Origin of the sequence: Egicoccus halophilus, from assembly GCF_004300825.1 — a bacterium.
GTDB lineage: Bacteria > Actinomycetota > Nitriliruptoria > Nitriliruptorales > Nitriliruptoraceae > Egicoccus > Egicoccus halophilus.
In genome coordinates, this window is the sequence record NZ_CP036250.1 from 2,438,440 (window position 1) to 2,454,908 (window position 16,469).

12 protein-coding genes and 1 riboswitch are annotated in these 16,469 nt (G+C 72.4%); of the genes, 2 read left to right on the forward strand and 10 right to left on the reverse strand.

Translation table 11 applies throughout. From position 1 onward, the window contains the following. Positions 1–2 precede the first annotated feature (2 nt). The 8 genes from ELR47_RS10910 to ELR47_RS10945 all read right to left on the reverse strand — a co-directional run bounded on the left by ELR47_RS10910 (position 3) and on the right by ELR47_RS10945 (position 8,415). Positions 3–995, reverse strand: coding sequence for a roadblock/LC7 domain-containing protein (locus tag ELR47_RS10910; protein ID WP_130649926.1), 993 nt, complete (start codon positions 993–995; stop codon positions 3–5). A 39-nt stretch (positions 996–1,034) separates the two neighbouring features. Then, the gene (locus ELR47_RS10915; protein WP_205745199.1) at positions 1,035–1,934 is read right to left on the reverse strand and encodes a shikimate dehydrogenase family protein; all 900 of its coding nucleotides are present in this window, start codon (positions 1,932–1,934) and stop codon (positions 1,035–1,037) included. Further along, on the reverse strand, positions 1,931–3,058 hold the full coding sequence (gene mltG, locus ELR47_RS10920; RefSeq protein ID WP_130649927.1) for an endolytic transglycosylase MltG: 1,128 nt from the start codon (positions 3,056–3,058) through the stop codon (positions 1,931–1,933). Before mltG ends, ELR47_RS10915 begins: the two co-directional genes overlap by 4 nt. An 81-nt stretch (positions 3,059–3,139) precedes the next feature. Next, positions 3,140–3,622, reverse strand: a complete 483-nt coding sequence (gene ruvX, locus ELR47_RS10925) for a Holliday junction resolvase RuvX (protein WP_130649928.1) — start codon at positions 3,620–3,622, stop codon at positions 3,140–3,142. Further along, positions 3,619–6,279: an alanine--tRNA ligase gene (alaS, locus tag ELR47_RS10930; protein ID WP_130649929.1), complete on the reverse strand. Its 2,661-nt coding sequence runs from the start codon at positions 6,277–6,279 to the stop codon at positions 3,619–3,621. Before alaS ends, ruvX begins: the two co-directional genes overlap by 4 nt. A gap of 76 nt (positions 6,280–6,355) precedes the next feature. Then, positions 6,356–6,622, reverse strand: coding sequence for a hypothetical protein (locus ELR47_RS10935; protein ID WP_130649930.1), 267 nt, complete (start codon positions 6,620–6,622; stop codon positions 6,356–6,358). A gap of 15 nt (positions 6,623–6,637) precedes the next feature. After that, positions 6,638–6,988 carry a DUF948 domain-containing protein gene (locus ELR47_RS10940; protein ID WP_130649931.1) on the reverse strand — a complete coding sequence of 117 codons (351 nt, stop codon included), beginning with the start codon at positions 6,986–6,988 and terminating at the stop codon, positions 6,638–6,640. Next, positions 6,985–8,415, reverse strand: coding sequence for a replication-associated recombination protein A (locus ELR47_RS10945; RefSeq protein WP_205745200.1), 1,431 nt, complete (start codon positions 8,413–8,415; stop codon positions 6,985–6,987). The genes ELR47_RS10940 and ELR47_RS10945 overlap by 4 nt, the downstream gene beginning before the upstream one ends. Before the next feature lie 165 nt (positions 8,416–8,580). Then, a riboswitch (cobalamin riboswitch) is annotated at positions 8,581–8,854 on the forward strand. A gap of 161 nt (positions 8,855–9,015) precedes the next feature. Between ELR47_RS10945 and ELR47_RS10950 the strand changes: the two genes are divergently transcribed. Then, entirely contained in the window at positions 9,016–11,931 is a 2,916-nt protein-coding gene (locus tag ELR47_RS10950; RefSeq protein WP_165404009.1) for a ribonucleoside-diphosphate reductase subunit alpha, read from the forward strand. Positions 11,932–11,942: 11 nt separating this feature from the next. Beyond that, positions 11,943–13,025: a ribonucleotide-diphosphate reductase subunit beta gene (locus ELR47_RS10955; RefSeq protein ID WP_130649932.1), complete on the forward strand. Its 1,083-nt coding sequence runs from the start codon at positions 11,943–11,945 to the stop codon at positions 13,023–13,025. 64 nt (positions 13,026–13,089) lie between these two features. Here ELR47_RS10955 and aspS read toward each other — a convergent pair whose 3' ends face one another. Beyond that, positions 13,090–14,949, reverse strand: a complete 1,860-nt coding sequence (gene aspS, locus ELR47_RS10960) for an aspartate--tRNA ligase (RefSeq protein ID WP_229730610.1) — start codon at positions 14,947–14,949, stop codon at positions 13,090–13,092. A 75-nt stretch (positions 14,950–15,024) separates the two neighbouring features. After that, complete coding sequence (hisS, locus tag ELR47_RS10965; RefSeq protein WP_130649933.1) at positions 15,025–16,335, reverse strand: histidine--tRNA ligase; 1,311 nt, start codon at positions 16,333–16,335, stop codon at positions 15,025–15,027. Positions 16,336–16,469 lie beyond the last annotated feature (134 nt).

The following is a 16,469-nucleotide window of genomic DNA, read 5'->3' on the forward strand; positions in this document are numbered from 1 at the left end:
GCTCACCCCCGTCCCGGCGCGGCGACCTCGGGGCCGGCCCAGGCCGCGTCCTGGCGGTCACCACCCGTGGCGCGACGAACCTCCACCAACGCCTCGGTCAGCAGGTCGCGCTCGTCGAGTGCAACCGCCTGGTCGGCCAGGATGGCCAGCAGCTCGGCCTCGTAGTCGTTCGCCGGCGGCAGCTCCTCACCGTCATGCGCGGCCGACCCGGGTGCCTCCGCCGGCTCCAGCGGGACGTCGAGGGATCCCACCGGCCCGGACGGCGTGGCGAACGACGCCGGTGCGGGGACCGGCCCGGCGAGCGCGTGAGGTGCGAAGGGGGCCGGCGTGGCGAAGGGATCCGGGGTGGCGAAGGGATCCGGGGTGGCGAAGGAAACCGGGGTGGCGAAGGCGGTGACCTCATCCGCCGGCTCGACCTGCGGCGTGGTCGGGTGGCCCTCGGCGAACACACCCGGAACGACGGCGACCGTCTCGGCCGGCTCGGACCCGCACGGCGCGGTCACCGGGACGTTGTCCCGCAGCGTCGTGTCCGCCACCGACGGGACCGGCGCGAGCAGCGCACCGATGCGATCGGCGGCGACACGCAGGTCGGCGAGCAGCAGCCCGAGTTTCGCGGGCGCCGCCACGAGCGCGGCCAGCACGGCCCGGTCGTGAGCGTTGCGCACCAGCACGAAGCCCGCCTCACCCTCCACGACGACCTGCTCCAGGCGTCCGCGGGCGAAACCGGTCGATGCCTGCTGCGCGAGCCCGAGCATCGCGGCGCTCACGGCCGCGACGGCGCTCTCGTCGAGCTCGTCCGGCAGGGCGCTCGCGATCGGGACCCCGTCGAAGGACAACACGGCGGCCGCCTCGACGTCCTGCGAGCAGTACAGGAACTCGTCGAGAGCCTCGGCCAGCCGTGTGGCGCGGGTGTCGAGGTGCTCGGACACATCGGTCTCCGGGATCGCGGGCTCGAGATGGCGAGGCTCGGGATGCGAGCCCTCCGTCTCCTCCATCGGCCCGCGGGTCACCCCGCTAAAGCGCGCGCGGACGACTCAGGTCTCGCCGAGCGCCGCGAGCGCCGCGGCGTGGAACACCCCGTGGGGAGCGGGCCGGTCCGTCCAGCGCTCGAAGGACACCGCCGCCTGCCCGACGAGCATGGCGAGCCCGTGGTGGGCGTCCGCGCCACGGTCGCGAGCGGCCTGCAGGAACGGCGTCGCCTCCCGACCGGCCGGGACGGCCACGCGTGGGTAGAGCAGGTCGTAGGCGATCTGCCCGTCACCGAGCGCGCAGAACGGCGCCGGCAGCGACTCGCCGTGCAGTCCGAGCGGGGTGGCGTTGACCACGATCCTCGCGTTGGCCACGGCCGCTCGCACCATCGCCTCGTCGTCCAGCGCGACCGCCGCCGTCCGCACAGCACCGCCTCGCTCCCCTACCGCAGCGACCGACGCTGCGGCCGCGGGTCGGCGGCCGACCACCGTCAACGCCCCCGCCAGGCGAGCGACCGCCACCGCCGCCGCGCGGGCGGCGCCACCGGTCCCGAGGACGACCACCTCGTCGCCGGCCCGCGGCGCGACGTCACGTCGCAGCGCCTCGAGAAGTCCCACCGCGTCGGTGTTGTCCCCCAGCAGGCCATCGGCGGTGAACACCAACGTGTTGACGGCGCCGATCGACTCGGCCTCTGGTGTCAACCGGTCGCACCGGGCCACCACCGCCTCCTTGTGCGGCACGGTGACGTTGGCTCCGACGCCACCGACCACCCCGAGGGTGTGGACGGCCGCTGCGAGCTCGTCGGGCGGGCACGGCCAGGCGAGGTAGACCAGGTCCAGGCCCTCGGCGCGGAACGCGGCGTTGTGCATCACCGGGGACAGCGAGTGGGCGACCGGTCGACCCAGCAGCACGACCGGTCGCGTGGTCGCGCTCGGCCAGCCGCCCACGCCGGCCGCGACGCTCACTCCGACACGTCCTGTTGGCACCGTCCCGCCTCGCGGAAGGCGGCCACGTTGCGATTGTGCTCGTCGAGGGTCTCGGCGAACTCGTGGCTGCCGTCGCACTCCGGGGCCAGCACGTAGTAGCGGTAGGCGACGTCCTCGGGATCGAAGGCCGCCAGCAGCGACGCCCGCCCCATGCCCGAGATCGGGCCTGGCGGCAGCCCGTCCACGAGGTAGGTGTTGTACGGGTGCTCGACCTCGAGGTCCTCGAGCAGGACCACGTCCCGGGGCTCACCGACCGCGTAGATGACGCTGGCGTCGATCTGCAGGCGCATGCCTTCCTCGAGCCGGTTCTCGATCACCCCGGCGACCGTCTGGCGTTCCGCGTCGACCCGCGTCTCGCGCTCGACGAGGCTGGCCAGCGTGAGGACCTCGAAGCGGTCGAGCCCACGTCGTTCGGCGTCGGCGCGCCGATCGGCTGGGACCTCCTCGACGACGATCGCCAACTGGTCGACCATGCGCTGGAGCACCTCGAGCGGGGTCGCGTCCTCGGCGACCTCGTAGGTCTCGGGGAACAGCAGGCCTTCGAAGGGTTCGACGATCTCCTCGGGCATCTCGGCCGGCTCGGGCACCCAGTCCGGCAGCACGAGCACGCCCGGGTCGTTCGCCCCGGCCGCCACCCGCTCGTCGAGCACCTCCCGGAAGTCGTCCTCGTCGTGCGCGTCGAACTGTGCGTCCAGTCGCGCCAGGGTCTGTTCGACCGTCAGTCCCTCCTGCACCGTGAAGCGCAGGCCCGCGGGACCGCCGCGGACCGGCCCGGCGATCAGGGTGTCGATCGCCGCCTCCGAGCCCATACCGGTCTCGAGGTCGTAGGCCCCCGGTTGCAGCTGCGTGGCGAGGTCGGCGTCGCCGGCGGCGATCCGGAAGGTGGTGGGGTTGCGGATGACCCCGAGGTCGGCGAGCCGGTCACCGACGGCGCGTACGGACTCGCCCGACTCGACGGTGAGCTCGACCGGTCGCCCGGCCTCGATCCCGCCCTCACCCGGTTCGGGCAGCGCGTCGTTGAGCCAGGCCACCCCGACCCCGACGCCGACGGCCAGGACTCCGAGGAACCCCAGGAACCACTTCGAGCCCCGGCTCAACGCCACCGTCTCGCTCCTTGTCGTTCGTCCGCGGTCCGCGCTGGACCGCTCGTCTTCCCCGTGGCGCCCGGCGTGCCGGTGCGTGTTCTAGCCGGTACGCCGCCGCCGTTGCGCCTCGAGCACCGATTGGAGGATCAGACTGGCGGCCACGCGGTCGATGCTCGCCCGGCGGTCCGCGCGGGAGGCGTCCTGGGCGAGCATGACCCGTTCGGCCTCGGTGGTCGTGAAGCGCTCGTCCCACAGCGCCACCGGCAGGCCGGTCCGCTTCCGCAGGCGTTCGGCGAACCAGCGCGCCCGCTGCGCCGGGGCTCCCTCGCTGCCGTCGAGCTGTCGGGGCTCGCCCAGCACCAGGCCGGCGACCTCGTGCCGACCGACGGCGTTGACCAGGCCGTCGAGCGCAGGACCGTCCTGGTTGCGCGGGACCTCGAGGGTCTCGGACGGCGACGCGATCGTCTGCGTCGGGTCGGAGACCGCCAGGCCGATACGCACCTCACCGAGGTCGATCGCCAGCAGCCGGCCGGAGGTCGGGAGCTCGTCGGAGCGACGTTTGCCGAGCTCGTAGCCCATCATCGGCTCGCGGCGGCCGCCGCACGGGCCTCGCCGGCAGCGACCTGCAGCGCCTCGTCGAGCCGATCGCCCTGCTTGCCACCAGCCTGGGCCAGGTCGCCCTTGCCGCCGGCGCCACCCCCCACGACCTGCGCCGCCGGGTGCAGGATGGGGCGGGCCTCGACACCGGCCGCGGCGAGATCGGCCGACACCGCACAGATGAGCTGGGCCTTGCCCTCGTCGGTCGCGGTACCGACCACGATCACCGCCCGCTCGGCGAGGTGGTTGCGGATCTCGGTCGCCAGGCGCCGCAGGTCGTCGTGCGCCAGGCCGTCGGCGCGCGTGACGACCACCGCCAGCCCGTCCTCGCGGCTCGCCTCGTCGGCGATCCGCCTGGCCTCCTGCGACAGATTGGCGCCACGCAGCTTGGCGAGTTCCTTCTCCGCCGCCTTGAGCCGGTCGAGCAGGGCACCGACCCGCTCCACGGCCTGGTCGCTGGGCACGTCGACCAGGCGGGCGATCTCCTCGGCGACCATCCGCTCCTTGGACAGGAACCCGAACGCGTCGACGCCCGTGAGGGCCTCGATGCGGCGGGTGTTGGAGCCGATCGACTCCTCGCGCACGATCGTGATCGTGCCGATCTTGGCGCCCGAGGGCACGTGCGTGCCGCCGCACAGCTCCTTGGAGAACTCCCCGATGGTGACGACCCGGACCACCTGGCCGTACTTGTCCCCGAAGTTGGCCACCGCGCCGGACTTCTTGGCGTCGTCGAGGCTCATCACCTCGGTGTGGACGTGCGGGTCACGCAGGACCCGCTCGTTGATCGAGCCCTCGATCTCCGCCAGCCGGTCACGCGACACCGACTCGAAGTGCGGGAAGTCGAACCGCAGCCGGCCGGGCTGCACCAACGAGCCGGCCTGCTGGGCGTGGTCGCCGAGGAACTCCTTGATGGTGGCGTGCAGCACGTGCGTCGCCGAGTGGCTGCGGGCCGTGGCGACGCGACGGGAGGGGTCGACGTGTGCCTCGACCGGTTGCCCCTGACGGACCTCCCCGGCCACGACCCTGGCGCGGTGGACGATCAGCCCCTCGATCGCCTCCTGGGTGTCGGTCACCTGCAGGCGGCCGGTCGGTGTCTCGAGCAGACCGACGTCGCCGACCTGTCCGCCGCCCTCGGCGTAGAAGGGGGTGCGCGGCAGGACGATCTCGACCTCGTCCCCCTCCCCGGCGGTGTGCAGCAGGCCACCGGCGGTGACGATCGCGCCCAGTTCCGCTTCGGCGGTCAGCCCCCGGTAGCCGAGGAAGTCGGTGGTGCCGACCTGGGCGGCCGCCTCCCGGTACGTCTCGGCCGGGATCCCGCCGCTCCCCTTCTTCGCGGCGGCCCGGGCCCGCTCCCGCTGCTGCTGCATGAGCGCGTCGAACTCGCCCCGGTCGAGCGAGAGACCGGCGTCGGCGGCGATCTCGGCGGTGAGGTCGATCGGGAACCCGAACGTGTCGTGCAGTTCGAACGCGACCTCGCCGGGGAAGGCGGGGGCGTCGTCGCCCGTGGATCGCGCGGACGTGATGGCCTGGTCGACGCGCTCGAGCCCCTGGCGGATGCGCGCCCCGAAGTCGGTCTCCTCGGCGCCGGCCACACGGGTGATGAGGCTGCGCTGGCGCTCGAGGTCCGGGTAGCTCGGACGCATCTGTTCGATGACCTGTTCGACCATCGGCAGCAGCAGCTGCTGTCCGGAGCTGCCGATGTCCATGCCCAGCAGCTGGCCGTGGCGCACGGCGCGGCGCATCAGGCGGCGCAGCACGTAGCCGCGGCCCTCCTTGGAGGGCAGCACGCCGTCGGCGATCAGGAACGCGGACGTGCGGGCGTGCTCGGCGATGACCCGCAGGGACACGTCGCGCTCGGCGTCCTCACCGTACGCCGTGCCCGACAGCTCCCCGGCCCGCGCCAGCAGCGGCGCGAACAGGTCGGTCTCGAATACGTTGTCCACGCCCTGCAGCAGCACGGCCATGCGCTCGAGCCCGAGGCCGGTGTCGACGTTCAACGCCGGGAGCTGACCGAGGACGTTGCCCGCGTCGTCGAGCTCGTGCTGCATGAAGACGAGGTTGTAGAACTCGAGGTAGCGCTCGTCGTCGACCGCGGGGCCGCCGGCATGGCCGTAGGCCTCACCGCGGTCGTAGTACAGCTCCGTGTTGGGACCGCCGGGTCCGGCCGCGTGGGTCCACCAGTAGTTGTCCTCGGCACCCAGCCGCTGGATCCTCGCGGCGGGGATGTCGGTCTCCGCCAGCCACAGCTGCTCGGCCTCGTCGTCGTCCTCGTAGACGGTGACCCAGATCCGCTCCGGGTCGAGCCGGTAGTGCTCGACGGACAGCGCCCAGGCCCAGCGGATCGCCTCGCGCTTGAAGTAGTCGCCGAAGCTGAAGTTGCCCAGCATCTCGAAGAACGTCAGGTGGCGGGTCGTGTGTCCGACGTTCTCGATGTCGTTGGTGCGCGCGCACTTCTGATAGCTCGTGGCGCGTGGCGTCGGCGGCGTCGCGTCACCCATGAACCAGGGCTTGAACGGCAGCATCCCGGCGATGGTGAGCAGGACGGTCGGGTCCTGCGGGATCAGGGAGGCCGACTCGTAGCGGCGATGTCCGTGCTCGACGAAGAAGTCGAGGAACGTGTTGCGGATGCTCAGGGAGTCCAACGCAGTCGTCCTGGTCTGGGGGTGCGCCGCGGCCCGCCGGGGGCGTCGGGGGCGCGACAACGGTCGAGCCGTCCGGTCAGTCGCCGACGGCCGGTGCCGTGGCGGCGGTCACGTCCGGGACGCGGTAGCGGATGCGCAACTCCGCCTCCCGGTCGCGGGCGGCGCGTCGGCCCTCCTCGGCGGCGAACCGCACCCGTTCGCTGAAGGATCCGGCGGCCTGACCCGCGCGGCCGGCGACGTGCACCGGTGAGGCGGCCTGTCGGGCCGCGTCGAACCGGCGGACGGCGTAGGCACCGAGCAGCAGTCCGGCACCGAGGCCGACGGCGAGCGTGAAGACGCGCATGCTGGTCGCTTTCGGTCAGTCGCGGAGCGAACGGGCCGCCCGGGCGGTCCCGGCGGCCACGGCGGCGGCCTTGATCAGCGGACTGGCCAGGGTGGCGTGCACCACCCCGAGCACCCGGTCCGTCGTGGCGGTGATCGACTGGACCCCGGCCATGATGGTGTCCACCCGTGCCAGCTCGACGTTGACGCCCGCGACGGTCTCGTTGACCCCGCGCAGGATCGGCACCGTCTCGTCGGTGACGCGCCCTACGGTCCCGATCACCGAGTCGAGCAGCTTCACCGCCCGCAGCACCAGCACGCACAGCACCACGACCAGGACGGCCCAGAACAGTGCGGCGCCCACGATCGCCCAGTCGCTCACGGTCACGTCGGCTCGTCTCCCGGTCGGGTGTCGCTGTCGGCGGGTCGGCCGCGTGCCTGCTGACGCAGGGAGGCGACGCGATCGGCAACGGCTGCCTCGTGGCCGTGGCGGGACGGCTCGTAGAGCCGGCTCCCGCCCAGCTCGTCGGGCAGGTACCGCTGTCCGGGCGCGAACCCGCTGGGGTGGTCGTGAGGATAGTCGTAGCCGACGCCGTGCCCGAGGGTCCGCGCGCCGCGGTAGTGGGCGTCGCGCAGATGCGGGGGTACGGCGGCGTTGCCGTGCCGCCGCACGGCCTCGAGGCCGGCGCCGATCGCGCGCGTCACGCTGTTGGACTTCGGGGCGACGGCCAGCGCGATCGCCGCGTGCGTGAGCGCGTAGCGGGCCTCGGGCAGCCCGACCTTGTCGAGCGCGTCGAAGGCCGCGACGGCCAGCGGCAGCGCCTGCCGGTCGGCCAGCCCGACGTCCTCGGAGGCGAAGATCACCATGCGGCGGGCGACGAAGCGGGGGTCCTCCCCGCCCTCGAGCATCCGCAGCAGCCAGTAGACGGCCGCGTCCGGGTCCGAGCCGCGCAGCGACTTGATGAACGCGCTGACGATGTCGTAGTGGTGGTCCGACGCCTTGTCGTAGCGGAACCGCTGCATCGCGTCGGCGACGTCGGCGAGGCTCAGCTCGGCGCTGGGGCCGTCGCTGCCGGGGCGGGTGACGCCGGCGGCCGCCGCCGCGATCTCCAGGGCCGTCAGCGCGGCACGCGCGTCGCCGTCGCCGACGTGGACGAGGTGGGCGACGGCGTCGTCGGCGAGCGCGACCCGCCCGCCGAAGCCCCGCTCCGGGTCGGCCACGGCCCGCTGGAGCAGCACACGCAGGTCCTCGTCGGTCAGCGTCTGCAGCCGCACGAGCTGACAGCGCGAGAGCAGCGGCGGGTTGAGCTCGAAGAACGGGTTCTCGGTCGTCGCGCCGATGAGCGTCACCCAACCGGCCTCGACGCCCGGCAGCAGCGCGTCCTGCTGGGACTTGTTGAAACGGTGGATCTCGTCCACGAACAGCACCGTGCGGCGACCCCGCAGCTCGAGTCGGCCGCGGCCCTCGTCGACGATGCGGCGGACGTCCTTGACGCCGGCCGTGACGGCGGACAGCTCGGTCCACGACGCGTCGACGTGGGCGGCGATCACGGTCGCCAGGCTGGTCTTGCCCACGCCCGGCGGTCCCCACAGCAGCAGCGAACGCAACTCGCCCTGGTCGAGCATGGCCCGCAGCGGCTTGCCGGGCCCGAGCGCGTCGAGCTGGCCGACGTACTCGTCGAGGTTGCGTGGACGCAGGCGGGCGGCCAGCGGCATGCCCGCGGGCACCGTGGACGGGCGCGAGCGGTCCGCGGCCACGCCGGGGCCGAGCGACGCCGGGGTCGCCGGCGCGTCGTCGAACAGCTGGCCGCTCATCGTGCGCACGGTACCGGCGCGCACGGTGGTGCCGGGGTGGTCGCTCCCGCGCAGCCGTGCGTGCGTCCTCCACCCGGCGCTGGACCACCAGATGTTGTGCCACAACGGGCGGGGAACGGCCACATCTTGCGGCGAAGTACTTGCGTCGAACTACACGGCTGTCCTAGGGTCAGCCGCGTCGTTGGTTCGACGTCCGCCCCGACCGGGGGTGGACGCCGAGGCAACAGGGAACCCGGTGGAACTCCGGGACTGCCCCGCAGCGGTGAACGAGAACGAACGCGACCCCCGCCCCCGGCAACCGGCCGGGCAACGGGAGCAGCACTGGGACGCACCTGCGTCCTGGGAAGCGGTCGCCAGTAGGCCCCCGCCCGACACCCGCCAGGTGTCGACGGCGACACGGCTCGTGAGTCCGAAGACCTGCCAGCGACGCGTCGCGACGCCCGTCGTGGCGCGGCCACGGGACCTCGAGGGAGGGTCCCCGAGCACACGCGACCCGCAGACCTCGTGCACCCGGTGACCGAGTCGTCCGCGGTGTCGGCGGCTCGTCGCCCCTCCCCGTGACCCACGGCCTTCCGGTCCGAGGTTCACGAGGAGAGAACCGTGACCACGCTCACGCTGCCCGACACCGGCCCCGCCGGGGCCGACCGTCCGCCCACCCGTCCGGATGCCGGCCCGGTCGACGACGTGCTCGTCGTCCGCCGCGACCGCACCGTCGTCGCCTTCGACGCCACCAAGATCGCCGTCGCGCTGACCAAGGCCTTCCTCGCCGTCGAGGGCGACGAGGCCGCCGCCTCCAGCCGCGTGCGCGCCGAGGTGGACGCCCTCACCGACGCCGTCCAGCGCGCACTGGTCCGCTACGTCGGTCCCGGCGACGTCCTGCACATCGAGGTGATCCAGGACCAGGTCGAGCTGGCGCTCATGCGTGCCGGCCACCAGCAGGTCGCCCGCGCGTACGTCCTCTACCGCGAGGCGCGCGCCCGGGCGCGCACGGCCGCCTCCGTCGCGTCCACCGCCCCGGGTGGACTCGCCCTGCCGTCGACCGATGCCGCCACCGACGCGCTGCACGTCACCGACGACGACGGCGGCCGCGCGCCGCTCGACACCGCCCGGCTGGCGCAGGTCGTGGCGGAGGCCTGCGAGGGCCTCGAGGACGTCGACGCGCAGCGGGTCGTGGACGAGGCGGTGCGCAACCTCTACGACGGCATCGCCCGCCGGGAGCTGTCCCAGGCCCTGGTCCTGGCCGCGCGCTCGCTGGTCGAGACGGAGCCGGCCTACACCTACGTCAGCGCCCGCCTGCTGCTCGACGAACTGCGCCGCGAGGTGCTGACGACCCTGGTCGGGACACCCACCGAGGCGACCCAGGCCGAGCTCGGGCGGCGCTACGGCGACGTGCTGCGCGCCTCCGTGCAGCGTGGCATCGCCACGGGACAGCTGGACCCGGTGTTGGCCGAGTTCGACCTCGACCGGCTCGGCGACGCGATCCGCCCCGAACGTGACCTGCAGTTCACCTTCCTCGGCCTGCAGACGCTCTACGACCGCTACCTGCTGCACGACGCCGACGTGCGCTTCGAGCTGCCGCAGACGTTCTTCCTGCGGATCGCGATGGGGCTGGCCGAGCAGGAGCCCGGCGACCGCGACGCCCGCGCGATCGAGTTCTACGAGCTGCTCTCCAGCTTCGACTTCCTGGCCTCCACGCCGACGCTGTTCAACGCCGGCACGACGCGCCCCCAGCTGTCGTCGTGCTTCCTCACCACCGTCGAGGACGACCTCGACGGCATCTTCGGTGCGATCAAGGACAACGCGCTGCTGGCGAAGTACTCCGGCGGCCTCGGCAACGACTGGACGCCGGTCCGCGGCACGGGTGCCTGGATCACGGGCACCAACGGCCGCTCCAGCGGGATCGTGCCGTTCCTCAAGATCGCCAACGACACCGCCGTCGCGGTCAACCAGGGCGGCAAGCGCAAGGGGGCCGTGTGCGCCTACCTCGAGACCTGGCACATCGACGTCGAGGAGTTCCTCGACCTGCGCAAGAACACCGGTGACGACCGCCGCCGCACCCACGACATGAACACCGCAAACTGGGTGCCCGACCTGTTCCTGCAGCGGGTCGAGGCCGACGCGCACTGGACGCTGTTCTCCCCCGACGAGGTCGGGGACCTGCACGACCGCTACGGCAAGGACTTCGCCCGCGCCTACGAGGCCTACGAGGCCGCCGCCGAGCGCGGCGAGCTGACCGTGCACCGTCGGGTGCGAGCCAAGGACCTGTGGCGCCGCATGCTCACCATGCTGTTCGAGACCGGTCACCCGTGGATCACCTTCAAGGACCCCTGCAACCTGCGTTCGCCGCAGCAGCACACCGGGGTCGTGCACAGCTCCAACCTGTGCACCGAGATCACCCTCAACACGGTGGCGACGCGACCCGGACCCGCGGCGGCATCCGACGCCGAGGTGGCGGTGTGCAACCTCGGCTCGGTGAACCTGGCCCGGCACGTCACCGCCGAGGGCATCGACGTCGAGCGGCTGCGGCGCACCGTCACCACCGCCGTGCGCATGCTCGACAACGTCATCGACATCAACCTCTACACGATCCCCGCCGCCGAACGCTCCAACCGGCGTCACCGCCCGATCGGGTTGGGCCTGATGGGGTTCGCCGACGCGTTGACGACCCTGGGGCTGCCCTACGCCAGCGAGGAGGCGGTCACGTTCGCCGACCGGTCCATGGAGCTGATCAGCCACGCCGCGATCAGCGCGTCGAACGACCTGGCGGTAGAACGCGGCAGCTACGCGAGCTTCGAGGGGTCGCTGTGGTCCCAGGGCGTGCTGCCCATCGACTCGCTCGAACTGCTGGCACAGGCGCGCGACGGTGACGTCGAGCTGGACCGCTCGACGACCCTCGACTGGGACGCGCTGCGCGAGCGGGTGCGGACGTCGGGGATGCGCAACTCCAACGTGATGGCGATCGCCCCGACGGCGACCATCGCCAACATCGCCGGCGTGAACCCGTCGATCGAGCCGCTGTTCCGCAATCTGTACGTGAAGTCGAACATGTCCGGCGAGTTCACCGTGGTCAACGCCGACCTGGTCGCCGAGCTCAAGGACCGCGGGCTCTGGGACGAGGTCATGGTCGGCGACCTGAAGTACTTCGACGGGCAGCTCGGCCCCATCGCCCGCATCCCGGACGAGGTCAAGGAGCGGTTCGCGACCGCGTTCGAGCTCGACCCGATGTGGCTGGTCCGCGCCGCGGCCCGACGCCAGAAGTGGATCGACCAGGCCCAGTCGCTCAACCTCTACGTGGCCGAGCCCAACGGCCGGCAGCTCGACGAGTTGTACCGGGCGGCGTGGCGCCACGGCTGCAAGACGACCTACTACCTGCGCTCCCAGTCCAGGACGGCGGTGGAGAAGTCCACGCTGCGCGGCACGGACGGCAAGTTGAACGCCGTGTCCCCCGTCGTGCCGGCGCCCGACCCGACCGCCGCGTGCGCCGTCGACGACCAGGACTGCGAAGCCTGCCAGTGAGGAGCCCCGTCATGTCCACGCTCGACCCCACCGTGCTCGCCAACGCCTCCGGGCTCGGCGCGATCGACCGCTCCGGCGGCCGCGTCGACGTGTCCGAGAAGGCGATGATCAACGCCCGTGCCGACGTCAACCAACTCCTGCCGCTCAAGTACCACTGGGCGTGGGAGAAGTACCTCGCCGGCTGCAACAACCACTGGATGCCGACCGAGGTGTCCATGCAGGCCGACATCGCCCTGTGGCGCTCCCCCGACGGACTGACCGCCGACGAGCGGCTGATGCTGCAGCGCAACCTCGGCTTCTTCGCCACCGCCGAGTCGCTGGTCGCCAACAACATCGTGCTGGCCGTCTACCGCCACCTCACCAATCCCGAGTGTCGGCAGTACCTGCTGCGGCAGGCCTTCGAGGAGGCGGTGCACACCCACACGTTCCAGTACATCTGCGAGTCGCTGGGGCTCGACGAGGGCGAGCTGTTCAACATGTACCGCGAGGTGCCCTCGATCGCCGACAAGGACAGCTGGGCGCTGCAGTACACCCAGACGCTCGAGGACCCGGACTTCACCACCGGCACGACCGAGAAGGACCAGGCGTTCCTGCGTGACCTGCTCGCCTTCTACGTCGTGTTCGAGGGCATGTGGTTCTACACCGGCTTCGCGCAGATCCTGTCGCTGGGCCGACGCAACAAGATGGTCGGCATCGCCGAGCAGTACCAGTACATCCTGCGTGACGAGTCGATCCACCTGAACTTCGGCATCGACGTCATCAACCAGATCAAGCTCGAGAACCCGCACCTGTGGACGCAGGCCTTCCAGGCCGAGATCCGCACGATGTTGGGCGAGGCGTGCGAGCTCGAGGTGGTCTACGGCCGCGAGACGATGCCACGCGGGATGCTCGGGCTCACGGCCGCGTCGTGCGAGACCTACCTGCGCTTCATCACCGACCGGCGGTGTGCGCAGCTCGGGCTCGCGCCGCTGTTCGGCGTGACCGACAACCCGTTCCCGTGGATGAGCGAGGTGATGGACCTGCGCAAGGAGAAGAACTTCTTCGAGACGCGCGTCACCGAGTACCAGACCGGCGGCGGCCTCAGCTGGGACTGACGCGTCGCCACCCGCGCGCGAACCGGGGCCGGCGGATCGCCGCCGGCCCCGGCGGCATGGTGCGTCAGTCGGCCTTCGGCCTGGGCAGCTCGCGCAGACCGAGCTCGCGCAGCGCGTCGGGGTCGTAGGGCGCGGGCGCGTCGGTCAGCGGGTCCGAGCCGGTCTGGGTCTTCGGGAAGGCGATGACCTCACGGATCGACTTCTCGCCGCAGATCAGCATCACGGTGCGGTCGATGCCCGGGGCGATGCCGGCGTGCGGCGGCACCCCGTGGGAGAACCCGCGCAGCAGGAAGCCGAACTTCTCCTCGGCGGCCTCGTCGGAGATGCCGAGGAACCGGAACACCCGCCGCTGCAGCTCGGCGTCGTGGATACGCACCGACCCGGAGGCCAGCTCGGTGCCGTTGAGGACGATGTCGTAGGCGCGGGCGGTCGCCTCGCCCGGCCGCTGCTCGAAGTCGTCGAGGAACTCCGGCGCCGGCGAGGTGAACGGGTGGTGGTTGGGGACCCAGCCGGCCGAGGTGGCCGCGGTCGGGTCGTCGGACTCGGCGGCCGGGTCGAACATCGGCGGCTCGACCACCCAGACGAACTCCCAGCGACCTTGTTCGGTCCCGCCCTCCCCGATCAGCCCGCGGTCCTCGGCGAGCGCGACGCGCAGCGCCCCCATCAGCTGCCGGGCGAACGAGCGCGGCCCGGCGCCGAAGAACACCGCGTCGCCCGGCTGCGCGCCGGTCTCGCGCTTGACGCCGGCCAGCTCCTCGTCCGACATGAACTTCGACAGCGGGCTGCGCAGGCTGCCGTCGTCCTCGACCACGCCCCAGGCCAGGCCCTTGGCGCCGCGGCGCTTGGCCCACTCGGTCCACGCGTCGAACTCGCGGCGGGTCAGCTCACCGCCCTGCGGCAGGGCGAGCGCGACCACGGCGCCGCCGGACGCGAGCACACCCTGGAACACGCCCACCTCGGTGTCGGCGAACACCTCGCCGAGGTCGGCGAGCTCCATCGCGAAGCGCAGGTCGGGCTTGTCGGACCCGAAGCGCCGCATCGCGTCGTCGTAGCGCAGGCGCGGGAACGGGGTCGGCAGTTCGACGTCGAGGACCTCGGCGAAGATCTCGGCGAACATCTCCTCCATCAGCGCGTAGACGTCCTCCTCGTCGCCGAAGGACAGCTCGAGGTCGAGCTGGGTGAACTCCGGCTGCCGGTCGGCGCGCAGGTTCTCGTCGCGGAAGCAGCGGGCGATCTGGTAGTAGCGCTCGATGCCCGAGACCATCAGCAGCTGCTTGAACAGCTGCGGCGACTGCGGCAGCGCGTAGGTCGTGCCGGGCTGCAGGCGCGAGGGCACGAGGAAGTCACGCGCGCCCTCGGGCGTCGGACGGGTCAGCTGCGGCGTCTCGACGTCGATGAAGCCGTGCCGCTCCATGACCCGTCGGATGATCGAGATCACCTGGGCCCGGACCTGGAGGTTGCGCAGCATCTTCGGCCGGCGCAGGTCGACGTAGCGGTGGTGCAGTCGCCGTTCCTCGGCGACCTCGACGTCGTCCTCGACCGGGAACGGCGGCGTCTGCGCCTCCGAGAGCACCTCGATCGACGTCGCGGCCAGCTCGACGTCGCCGGTCGCGAGCCGGTCGTTGCGCATGCCCTCGGGACGCGCGCGGACGGTGCCGGTCACCCGGACCACCCACTCGGTGCGCACGCGGTGCGCTGCCTCGAGCGCCCCGCCGGCCGGCCCGGTCCCGCCGTCCTCCCCGGCGCCGGTGTCGGCGACGACCTGGAGGACGCCGCTGCGGTCGCGCAGGTCCAGGAAGGCCACGCCCCCGTGGTCACGGCGGGTGTCGACCCAGCCGGCCACGGTGACGGTCTCGCCGGCGTGCTCGGCACGCAGGGTGCCGGCACCGGAGCTGCGCAGGGCGCCGAAGGGGGTGATGCTCACGTCGAGGTCCTCGTGTGGAGTCGAAAGGGGTGCGGGTCGTCGCCGCCCGCGATCGGGGACGGCGCGCCGGGGCGCTCAGTCGGCCAGCAGGCGGGCGAGGTGGTCGGCGAGGTCGGCCTCGGCGACGGTGGTCTGCTCCCCCGAGGCCAGGTGCTTGACGGCGACCGTACCGGCGGCGCGCTCGTCGGCCCCGCGGATCAGGGCGACGCGGGCCGCCCGCCGGTCGGCGTGCTTGAGCTGCTTGCCGAGCTTGCCGCCACCGACGTAGAGATCGGTCGAGAAGCCCTGGCCACGCAGGCGCTGGGCCAGCGCCATCGCGTCGGTCGCACCGTCCTCGTCGAGGACGGTGACCAGCACGTCGGGACCGGAGCGACGCCCGGCATCCTGTCGTTCGAGCAGCAGCAGGATCCGCTCGATGCCGAGCGACCCACCGGTCGCCGGCACGTCCTGGCCCTGGAACATCCCGATCAGCCCGTCGTAGCGGCCACCACCGGCGATGGTGGCGTCGAGACCGTCGTGCACGACCTCGAAGACCGGGCCGGTGTAGTAGGTGAGCCCGCGGGCGAGCACGGGCGCGAAGGCGATGTCCCCACCGGGAACCGTCCCGACCAGCTCGAGCACCCGGTCGACCTCGGCGAGCCCGGCGCGGCCGCGATCGGTCCGCTCGAGTCGGCCGCGGACGCGGTCGACGAGGTCGGTCGCGGCGAGGTCACCCGCCAGCGCGTCGACGGCGTCGGACGGCACCCCGCGTTCGAGCAGTTCGCCGGCGACCCGGTCCAATCCGATCTTGTCGAGCTTGTCCAGCGCCACCAGCGTCGATCCCTCGAGCGCCTCGGGCACACCGTAGGCCTCGACCAGGCCGTGCAGCGCCTTGCGGGAGTTGAGCTGCACCCGGAAGCCGGACAGCCCGAGCTGGTCGAGCACATCGGTCACCGCGTGCAGCGTGGCGGCGTCGGCCACCAGCGAGTCCGAGCCGACCGTGTCCACGTCGCACTGGAAGAACTCGCGGTAGCGGCCCTTGCCGGGACGGTCGGCCCGCCACACCGGCGCGACGTGGTAGCGCTTGAACGGCATCGGCAGCTGCGAGCCGTAGCGGGCGGCCACCCGCGCGAGCGGGACCGTCAGGTCGTAGCGCAGCGCCAGGTCGGCCTCACCGGTGGCCTCGTGCTCACCACGGCGCAGGATCTTGAAGATGAGCTGATCACCCTCCTCGCCGTACTTGCCGGTGAGGACCTCGAGGCGCTCGAACGCGGGCGTGTCGAGCGGCTCGAAACCGTGGGCGCCGAAGACCCGGCGGATGGTCGCGAAGGCGCGTTCGCGTCGCGACACGTCCGCGGGCAGGAAGTCACGCGTGCCCGACGGCGGGTTGGCGTCGATGGTGGCCATGGCGGGGTACTCGACCTTCGGCGGAGGGCGGCGGCACGACCGACGCGGGCAACGGGGCGGACCGCGACGTCGGCCTCGGACAGGCGTCACGTCGCCGCGAGGCTAGCGCCGCGGTCCCCAGCCGTCGGTGGGGC

Bases quoted from the DNA above. Each gene is read 5' to 3' on its own strand.
- ELR47_RS10910 (WP_130649926.1), bottom strand. From the start codon at position 995: ATGGAGGAGACGGAGGGCTCGCATCCCGAGCCTCGCCATCTCGAGCCC.
- ruvX (WP_130649928.1), bottom strand. From the start codon at position 3,622: ATGATGGGCTACGAGCTCGGCAAACGTCGCTCCGACGAGCTCCCGACC.
- ELR47_RS10935 (WP_130649930.1), bottom strand. From the start codon at position 6,622: ATGCGCGTCTTCACGCTCGCCGTCGGCCTCGGTGCCGGACTGCTGCTC.
- ELR47_RS10945 (WP_205745200.1), bottom strand. From the start codon at position 8,415: ATGAGCGGCCAGCTGTTCGACGACGCGCCGGCGACCCCGGCGTCGCTC.
- ELR47_RS10955 (WP_130649932.1), top strand. From the start codon at position 11,943: ATGTCCACGCTCGACCCCACCGTGCTCGCCAACGCCTCCGGGCTCGGC.
- hisS (WP_130649933.1), bottom strand. From the start codon at position 16,335: ATGGCCACCATCGACGCCAACCCGCCGTCGGGCACGCGTGACTTCCTG.